This window comes from Xenorhabdus lircayensis (assembly GCF_016306625.1).
Classification (GTDB): domain Bacteria; phylum Pseudomonadota; class Gammaproteobacteria; order Enterobacterales; family Enterobacteriaceae; genus Xenorhabdus; species Xenorhabdus lircayensis.
Window position 1 is genome coordinate 1 of sequence record NZ_JACOII010000088.1, and the last position, 8,780, is coordinate 8,780.

The following is an 8,780-nucleotide window of genomic DNA, read 5'->3' on the forward strand; positions in this document are numbered from 1 at the left end:
TTACATCATGAGTAAAGCAGAAATTAAAGACTACCTAGACATAGATTATAAACACCCGGAGTCTGACTATCTGGGTCTAATTCGGTGGGATATGAAAATCATTTTAGAGAACGAAGGATTTCAAACAATAACAATGGACGATATCACCGTCATTATTCATGACTAACACAACCACGGCAACGGATTGCCGAGAGGATTAAATATGAGTCTCAGAATAGATTTAGGTAAATATGTCATTACATCCGATAGCCGGAAATTTATTTTAAACACCAAGACAATATTAAAGAGCGGTGAAAATATCGGTCAGGAAAGTTTATCTCCGTTTGGTTATTACCAACATTTACATCAATTAGTACGCGCTCTGATAAGAATGAAAATTAATGACGATGATATCGAGGGACTCAAACAGCTCGGCGACAAAATAAACTCTATCGCCAGCGAGTTTGCAGAAAAACAGACCAATGCCTAACTCATTCGAGAACGGACGACGACAGGTGGCAAGGGAGTGCCGCAATGAACTGAAAAGCATAAGCGCCTCACCGACCAACAAGCTAACCAAATACTCACCAAGTACCTACCCCGATTTGAAACCGCGATGTCGCCACATCAAAAGAGCAAATTCCTGCCGGTAATGTGGTTGCGATACTATGTAGATATGATTGATAAGGAGATGAAGCAATGAGACTCATTACTAATAATGACAGGATAGAGGGTATCACCCTATCCAGAAAGGAAGCGGCTGCATTTATAGGGATTGATGAAGATACATTATCTATCTGGTGCAAAATAGGGAAAATAGCCTATACCAAGAAAAATCCCACCAAACCAAAATCACCATATTTATTTACTCGTACTGCATGTATTGCAGCAATCAACAATCCGATCCAAACTGTGCCTGTGAGCGCGGTAGATGCGACAGAAAAAGGAGATAAACAATGTCAATCTTCCGTAGAGGAAATACGTGGTATGGGAACTACACGACGCCAAGCGGCAAAAGAATTAAGGAATCTCTTGGGACTACGGACAAAAAGCAAGCTCAGGAATTGCACGACCGAAGAAAGGCCGAGTTATGGCGCATAGAAAGGTTAGGTGATTTCCCTGACGTGACCTTTGATGAAGCCTGCTTGCGATGGATAGAGGAAAAGGCCAATAAAAAGTCATTGGATGATGATAAGGGTCGTATGGGGTTCTGGCTGGAATACTTCGGCGGAGTGAGATTAAAGGATATAACCGAAGCCAGAATTTATACAGCAGCCAGCAAAATGAAAAACCGCAAGGCCAAGGAACGTTGGGAAAGTAAAGTTAGGGCAGCTCAGAAAAAAGGAAAAGAGATCCCGGCATATAAGGAAGTTCCTGTCTCGATAGCAACCAAAGCGAAACATTTGTCATTGATAAAATCATTACTGAGAGCAGCGGAACGGGACTGGAAATGGTTGGAAAAAGCCCCAGTAATTAAAGTACCAACCGTCAGAGAGAAACGTGTTAGGTGGCTAGAGCCTCATGAGGCCCAAAGGTTAGTTGATGAATGTCCAGAGCCGTTAAAGTCAGTTGTTACATTTGCTCTGGCTACAGGACTAAGACGTTCAAACATTATTAATCTGGAGTGGTCTCAAGTTGATATGCAGCGGCAAGTCGCATGGATACATCCAGACCAGAGTAAATCGGCTAGGGCTATAGGGGTAGCCCTAAACGATACCGCTTGTAGATCTTTGCGTGATCAAATAGGCAATCATCACAAATGGGTGTTCGTCCATACCAAATCATCAACCAATCCCGATGGAAAGGTAATGCCTAAAGTTAGAAAGATGCGTGTTGATGATAACACAGCATGGAATTCAGCGTTAAAACGAGCCGGAATAGAGAATTTCCGGTTCCATGATTTAAGGCATACTTGGGCTAGCTGGTTGGTTCAGTCGGGCGTTTCATTATCAATTTTACAAGAAATGGGCGGCTGGGAGTCAATCGAAATGGTAAGACGTTACGCTCATTTAGCGCCTAGTCATTTAACTGAGCACGCACGCCAAATTGATGTGCTTTTTGGTGTTTGCGTCCCAAATCCGTCCCAGTCGGGGAAAATGATAATTGCTAAATAGGGATAAGTGCTTGATTTTAAATTCCCTACAGGATTCAATATTAACAATTAATTAATTGTTTTTAAATGCTTTTATTTAGTTCAATTATCTACAATACCCCCTATAATACCCCCACATTATTTTGTCTCTGTTTGCCTGATTTCTATCTGGTTGGGCTGTGGAGAGCAAGGTTTTCATTGCAAAAATATCATCAATAAAACTAATTTTGCTAAAAATGCAATGGTAAATTCAAGATAAATTATTTGTTATTTTATTATACGAGAGCTGAGTTCACTTGGGTCAGAACGATAACATCTGTATTAGCTCAAACTTTCTAGGATCAACACAGCTCCTGTTTTAAAATTCCAGTCATTTAATCTAAGCTTACAGCTTGAATGCTGGCACTTTTTATCTATTGCAATTTCTCTCCTGTTGAGGAGGTGTCCAGAATTATTAAACTTCTGATGGTATAACTGCTTAAGTCGCAGTTCCCAGAACGTAACCATCAACATTATTTATGCTTTTAGAAGTAAATCTAAGTGTTCCACCTTTTGATGAAGGCCAAATCGCTTTTAGATTAATATCTGATATAATTTCATTCCTGCCACTGGATAGTTTTGTCGCTCTAAAAACGCACTCGCCAAAAGCTTTGGGGTGTTTCTCTGGATAGCCAACTAATGTAACCAGAGTTTGACTAATAGCCAAACCGACACCTATATCAAGCTCAGGAAGTTCGTATCTCTCTTTCAAGATTTCGTTAACAATATCACGTGCATCACCAATCGCATTTTTTGCTGCGCGATGAGCGGCATAAATGGCTTCTTTTTTGTTGTCTTTTTCGACCCGAAACAAAGCTAAAGCTCCATCTCCTAAATATTCGGTCACATTACCTTCTTCTTCTCGAACAACGTAGCCAATTGCGGGAAGTAGAGCTGAAGTTTCATAATAAACTCGTTCTAAACCAGAAACTTTTGACTTTTTAGGGCTAGTTGCACACATCAAATGCTTTGAAGAGTCTCGCATATCAGCAACAAAGGCGATAAAAGTATCAATAACAGTTTCTCCATCTTGCACAATAGTGTGCCCAGGAATTTTAGATGGCTCGGCCGAATCCATAGCGCTAGCATTAACTGACTCGAACCCCACTCTATTTAGTGCGAGTAGATAGCCACCATCTCTCCAATGTTTTTCTGCTTTGTTTAACGAATCATTGATGATTTTTCTAAGCGACGTTTTTTGGTTTAGCGAAAGCATTAAAACCCCATTTTTTCAAAATGTTAGCTTCATCCTACACAACTATTTTAATGTATAAAAATAAACCTAAGCCAAAAATGAGCCAAAGTACTGATATTTTGAGTGAAAAATTTAGCCTGTGAAGTTTAATGTCACGTATATATATCAGTTTCATATGCTCAAACGACAACTCTTGTTCAATTTCATCATTTGATGATGGATAAGCCAGAACAAAGTTCGAAATGTCTTTATTTGCTTTAATGATTGATCTGTTCAACAGTGAATCCAGAATACCAAACCTGTACAGTCCGACGCCGTAAAATGATCCTTTGCATGTATTTTCGTTTACAATATGAGCTGCAGGGTTATCGATTGCTGATATAGTTCGTATTAATGCACTCACAGCAGTAAACCAAAGAACAAAAAATATAATTGTGATGATTTGACTTTCGAGTAAAAGCGAAACCTCATTCAAATATCTCCATATATGGGATATTTGTGAAAAAGGCAATAACAATCCTGCTAGGAGTGCACCAACCTTAATGTCTGTTGCTCGAATTGTTGCTTGACAATCTTGAATTGCAGCAAAAATAAAGTGGGCTTTATTATCCATTTTGTTTTACCCATTCATTCATGGTTGTGTCTATCACGTTACCATGATAACAATATCGGTAATTAGTCTTACTAAGCAATGACTTACTGTAATCATTAAGATCGTAATAAAAATCGTTTGAAACCATTATTTCATTGTCTTTCTGTGAGTTATTACCAAATCCGCACAGCTCTGCAGTCTCACTGACTAAACTTCCCAACCAAACAACCTCATTGATACCACTGCCTTTGTAGCCAGATTTGACTAACAACGATTTGCCGTAAGACATTCCAATTCCGACTGTTAGTTCTGAATATCCACGTTTTTTGTATTTTATATTTAATACATCAATGAGTGATGATATCTGTGCTCCAATGCTGAATAATTCATCAATGTCAGATCGTTGAGGAGTATCAAAAATTCCCCAGACGCAATCACCTTCTATACAGATCTCTTTAACTTTACTGTGGCCTTTCATTACGGCAACTAGTTCAGAGATGTAAGTTTTGTATATTTTAGCAAGGACAGGCTTTGTGTGTTTTTCGTTCAAGACTTTGGACTTTCTAATGTCTACGAAGAGAGATGAGCAACAAACATTAAATCCATTTGTAAAAGTTAATTCATTTCTTGATGGAACTGAATTTTTGTCTTTGTATGATGCATCTGCACCTTGCAAAATCTCATCAATTCTCCCTCTACTTTTCTCAAAGTCATACAAGCTATATTGTGCTTCCATTAATAATTTCCTTATTAATCAATATATTGATAGCAAAAGTACAAATCATATCCATGAATCAGAGTGAACGCCACATGTTAATTTTTATGGAAAGTGGCAGTGATTTGATTTTCTGACATAGGGTAAAATCATATATTATTGAATTTATTATAAATATAATCTTTAGCTAACATATTTATAAAATAAGTTATTAGGTACCTACAGTATGTAAGGGTGAATCTTACAACTTCAATACCATTGATAATAAAAATATTTATAAATAACACTTATTTAATAAATTAATTAAAATGGTGTGGTGTTTAAAATTACATTTTTCTGTTGTTATATTTTCAATTTGATATCCAGCTCAACTATTATCAAAACGAAATCAACTGCTAACCACTTCCAACAATGAGTAACCTGCCGCGATCTTGCTTCGATCTATAAAGAAAACAAAAAAGCCTTGAGATTGAAAAATGGTCAAATTTGGTCGCCATTTCGCTCTCAGGGCTTCATAATAAAATTTATCATTTTTACGAGATTGATCACAAATTGATGCAGGTTACGTCTGTGATTTATTGCGAACTTTCCTTTCCAATAAATCTCTGGTATGAGGATCAAAATAACGGCTAGGCCAGATTTCTGAAGGATGTATTCCGAGATAATTCGCAATAATCCATTCACCTTTCGGCCAAGGCCTACTGAGAGTATTGGCTAATGTAGAAGAACTTAATCCGGCTGCACGGGAGACTGCTGCTAAGGTAGTACCACGCTTACGTAATGCAGCAATAATATCAGCTTGATGCCAGTCTTTTTTAATATCAATCATTCCTGCTACCCCTTCCATTAATTGAACATTAGTGGTGGTGATTCAAGGCAGGGTTAGCAGACCGGCGCTTACTCCGGCGAGGCCGAAACCTCCCCTGCCTGAACCACCATTGAAAGGGCGAATGCAGGCACACTGGTAAAAAATTCTTACCAGTGTATAAGCGCACAAGGCTGCTAAACCTTGACCATTGGATTGTGCCAATGGCGGAATTACTTTAACTGATTGTTTTATCTAACTCAATAACTGAACTACTAAGTTGAACGACTATAAACCCGCTCAACATAACGTCCACGACCATCACCGTGCCCCAAATCCATTGAAACCAATGCCCTTGCCTCCTGACGGCTAAAGCCATTCCGTTGATAAAAACGTAGCGCATCCTGCGCCCACACATAGCGCAAGCTATGAGGTGAATGACTGCCCTTTAATCCAATCTTTGTGGTATGTGTCCGCCAGTAGTTCATTGCCTGTTTGAGATCTGGTTTATCAATCAACCTGCCGCCTCGCTGCTCTGCAACAGCAATGGCCTGATCTACAACCTCTTTCACCGCAATAACATCCAATACGCGGGTTTGCCTTGGGCGGCCGCCTTTTGTACCGAAAACAACATGAAGTTTCGGTTCTGGTTGCTCTAATTGTTTTCGCCAGCTTTTCAATGAAGCACTACACTGCACCGCTTCCTGAGAACGTAATCCCATCAAGCGGGCAAGTTTCAGTGTGACGGCAAATCCGGCATCCCGTTCAAGGGCTTTCTGATAAACAGTTTGAAACGTAGCATCAGGGATCGCCTGCTTCTTTCCGGCACGGCTGGCTCCATTTAATCCCAACGCCTTATTGCTCAAACGCGGAGAGGTTTCCAGTTTCTCCCGGCCTGCCATGCGGAAAATATTACGCAGTGCAGACATTTCATTTTGCACAGTTCGTTTAGCAACGCCCTGAGATAAACGAGCATCAACGTAATGTTCCACATGCCTAGCTTTCAAGTGACTGAGACTCTTAACCTGAATATTCAGGCTCAATAACAACGCGCCTAAACGCCCCGCAATCCGAGTGCGGTCATGGCAAGTTTTATGGCTGCCGCCACCCTGCCGGGCAAAAAACTTTAATTCCTTAATCAATCGGCTCATCGGCTTCTCCTTACTTAACCTTTCAACATGATGCGATCTCTGGCGCGCGACAGTGCGGACAAAACAGGAAATGCCTGCTTTGTCCCTGACGGATATCTGTGCGCCAGAGCGAACGCTTGTTGAGGTATTGCGGGGTATCGGTTGAGTACGCGGTACTGCCGCCTGTATTAACAGGTCATCCCCACCGGCAAAGTGCCAGCCTCGATATCGTCAGGTTCTCCTTTTGATGATTTTCCAATCTATAAATGCAGTGTCAGATGCACTGTGTGGTTAAGCAGGCGTGAGCCTATCATTGTCAGGTTATCCTTTTGCTGCGGCGTCACTTTCAGCGGTAAACCGGCAAAAAGTGACGCCTTAAATTCCGAAAATAATCAGCAAAAGTCGTGCGAACGTTGAAATGCCAGCAAGCACAGCAAAACGCCGTAAGGTGAAGTGTCAAATGGTAGCAATACGTTAATTGTTTCGATATAGCAAAGTTGTTCGCTAAATATTTCAAACAGAAATCGTAGCAGTATGAATGTAGTGTATGAGAATAATTTCGTGGTCTGGCGTGAAGTGCATGATTCAATGTTCAATGCGCTTAGGTGACAGTATAAAAACGCCCTTTTGGGGTGTTTTTTAGTTTAAAAAACCTTCATCGTTAGACAAGGGGTTTATGTCTAACAATATCTGCTTCCAAAGGTGCGCAGATGTACCGCAATACTTGCTCTCCCCTGCAGGCTACGGGAGTTTTATTTTCGCTGAAAAGCGCTTTAATCCAATTTAGATTAACTGATTTTTATAGTCGTAGCAATAATAAAAGTTATGTGTTGAACTGTATTATTTATAATCAAGTTTGAAAGTTGCTTTAACCTTGATTATAAATTATAATTATGGATTCATACCATCAAACGGTAGGATTAAGAAAGTTTCACATTTCTTTGATTCACAACCTAAAAATTTCTCAATGTTATTATTTTTAAGTGTAATAATCCCTCCCCCATTAATATAAAAATCCCATATCTCATTGTTTATTTTTACCTTTCCATTTATATCACATGGGGCTTGATAGAAAGAACTATATGGAAAATAATCATATACCCTGCTAATATTAAAAACATTATTTACATCCTCCTTACTTAAATTCCATTTTTTGCAGATATCAATAATATCCTTATCATTATTTTTGGTTATCACCAACCCTGTTAAGCTAATTATTTCTATTTTGTCTTTAGAATAAACATAAGGACTAAATATCATTAGAATAAAGATTAGCACCTTCGCCTTCTGTTTTATAAGATATTTTATCATGCTCATATATATCACCATTATCTAAATTATAATTACATTTTAATAAACTAACTAACTTTTTAATTGATTCACTTTGTTGTGCAGTAGCTTGCTCCCAAGATTTAGATGACGTATTATAGCCTGCAACAACTTCAATTCCTACACTATCATCATTCATAGGGTATCTGTCAGGATATGCTTTTAATTTTTCATGGTCATGGATTTTTTTCGGATTCCATCCCCAACCTTTTATTTTTTTTGCTTCATCTGAATTACAATTATTTTCTGCTATACACTTAGATCTTATTTTTCCTATATGATATGTATATTGTTTTAAACTAGCTGTTTGTTTTATTGTACCATCCTTATCTATAATAAAATGTGTTCCAACTCCAGTTGATTTGAACGAAGATATAGCTGTTGACATACTTGAGCCTCCTGTTCTATGTAATACTATAGCATTTACTGTGCTCATTTCACCATGCTCTAAAGCATTGACTTCATCTTGAACTATATCAGTATTTTTAAAATACCCATCATCATTAACATATGAAATCTGATTTAATACATGCTTAACAAAATCCTCTCTCGCTTCCGGTGGCGGACATGTAGCACAGGCTTTACCCGCACTCCATGTGTTATTTTCATCATGTTCAGATAGTTTTTTTATTAACTCCTCTTTTTTGTTAAAGCAGATATTATCGTTAAGAGCTGTTAACAGTGTTTTTTCCTTTTCATTGATAGGTTCCATCTAATCTTCCTTTTGACGATAAAATAACTGAATTTAAGTAAGAAATGCTGGTTAAATATAGTTCATAAACTGTGTTTTTTGGTCATGTATTAAATGGTTAGTTACTGTGATATGCTTCCGGCTTTTTAAGGATGAAGCATGGTCAAAGTTGACGTCTATTGCCGTTATTGCCACAAATCAGAACAGGTCAAA

The 8,780-nt window shown here is 38.5% G+C and carries 9 protein-coding genes; 2 read left to right on the forward strand and 7 right to left on the reverse strand.

What is annotated here, in order from left to right:
- Window positions 1–202: 202 nt before the first annotated feature.
- Both H8A87_RS19300 and H8A87_RS19305 read left to right on the forward strand, forming a co-directional pair.
- Window positions 203–469 (forward strand): DUF5405 family protein, encoded by a 267-nt coding sequence (locus tag H8A87_RS19300; protein WP_198691499.1) that lies wholly within the window; start codon window positions 203–205, stop codon window positions 467–469.
- 466 nt (window positions 470–935) lie between these two features.
- Window positions 936–2,093 (forward strand): tyrosine-type recombinase/integrase, encoded by a 1,158-nt coding sequence (locus tag H8A87_RS19305; protein ID WP_198691500.1) that lies wholly within the window; start codon window positions 936–938, stop codon window positions 2,091–2,093.
- Window positions 2,094–2,549: 456 nt separating this feature from the next.
- Here H8A87_RS19305 and H8A87_RS19310 read toward each other — a convergent pair whose 3' ends face one another.
- The 7 genes from H8A87_RS19310 to H8A87_RS19340 form a co-directional block, all read right to left on the reverse strand.
- The gene (locus H8A87_RS19310) at window positions 2,550–3,326 is read right to left on the reverse strand and encodes an adenylate/guanylate cyclase (protein WP_198691501.1); all 777 of its coding nucleotides are present in this window, start codon (window positions 3,324–3,326) and stop codon (window positions 2,550–2,552) included.
- 34 nt (window positions 3,327–3,360) lie between these two features.
- A complete protein-coding gene (locus H8A87_RS19315; RefSeq protein ID WP_198691502.1) occupies window positions 3,361–3,918 on the reverse strand; it encodes a hypothetical protein in 558 nt (185 codons plus the stop codon).
- Window positions 3,911–4,633, reverse strand: a complete 723-nt coding sequence (locus H8A87_RS19320; protein WP_198691503.1) for an adenylate/guanylate cyclase domain-containing protein — start codon at window positions 4,631–4,633, stop codon at window positions 3,911–3,913. Before H8A87_RS19320 ends, H8A87_RS19315 begins: the two co-directional genes overlap by 8 nt.
- A 541-nt stretch (window positions 4,634–5,174) precedes the next feature.
- Window positions 5,175–5,441 carry a helix-turn-helix domain-containing protein gene (locus H8A87_RS19325; RefSeq protein WP_198691504.1) on the reverse strand — a complete coding sequence of 89 codons (267 nt, stop codon included), beginning with the start codon at window positions 5,439–5,441 and terminating at the stop codon, window positions 5,175–5,177.
- A 251-nt stretch (window positions 5,442–5,692) separates the two neighbouring features.
- Complete coding sequence (locus H8A87_RS19330; RefSeq protein WP_198691505.1) at window positions 5,693–6,568, reverse strand: integrase domain-containing protein; 876 nt, start codon at window positions 6,566–6,568, stop codon at window positions 5,693–5,695.
- Between the two features lie 870 nt (window positions 6,569–7,438).
- Window positions 7,439–7,825: a hypothetical protein gene (locus tag H8A87_RS19335; RefSeq protein WP_198691506.1), complete on the reverse strand. Its 387-nt coding sequence runs from the start codon at window positions 7,823–7,825 to the stop codon at window positions 7,439–7,441.
- The gene (locus H8A87_RS19340; RefSeq protein ID WP_198691507.1) at window positions 7,797–8,588 is read right to left on the reverse strand and encodes a peptidoglycan recognition protein family protein; all 792 of its coding nucleotides are present in this window, start codon (window positions 8,586–8,588) and stop codon (window positions 7,797–7,799) included. The genes H8A87_RS19335 and H8A87_RS19340 overlap by 29 nt, the downstream gene beginning before the upstream one ends.
- Window positions 8,589–8,780 lie beyond the last annotated feature (192 nt).

Bases quoted from the DNA above. Each gene is read 5' to 3' on its own strand.
- H8A87_RS19300 (WP_198691499.1), top strand. From the start codon at position 203: ATGAGTCTCAGAATAGATTTAGGTAAATATGTCATTACATCCGATAGC.
- H8A87_RS19315 (WP_198691502.1), bottom strand. From the start codon at position 3,918: ATGGATAATAAAGCCCACTTTATTTTTGCTGCAATTCAAGATTGTCAA.
- H8A87_RS19320 (WP_198691503.1), bottom strand. From the start codon at position 4,633: ATGGAAGCACAATATAGCTTGTATGACTTTGAGAAAAGTAGAGGGAGA.
- H8A87_RS19330 (WP_198691505.1), bottom strand. From the start codon at position 6,568: ATGAGCCGATTGATTAAGGAATTAAAGTTTTTTGCCCGGCAGGGTGGC.
- H8A87_RS19340 (WP_198691507.1), bottom strand. From the start codon at position 8,588: ATGGAACCTATCAATGAAAAGGAAAAAACACTGTTAACAGCTCTTAAC.
- H8A87_RS19305 (WP_198691500.1), top strand. From the start codon at position 936: ATGTCAATCTTCCGTAGAGGAAATACGTGGTATGGGAACTACACGACG.
- H8A87_RS19310 (WP_198691501.1), bottom strand. From the start codon at position 3,326: ATGCTTTCGCTAAACCAAAAAACGTCGCTTAGAAAAATCATCAATGAT.
- H8A87_RS19325 (WP_198691504.1), bottom strand. From the start codon at position 5,441: ATGATTGATATTAAAAAAGACTGGCATCAAGCTGATATTATTGCTGCA.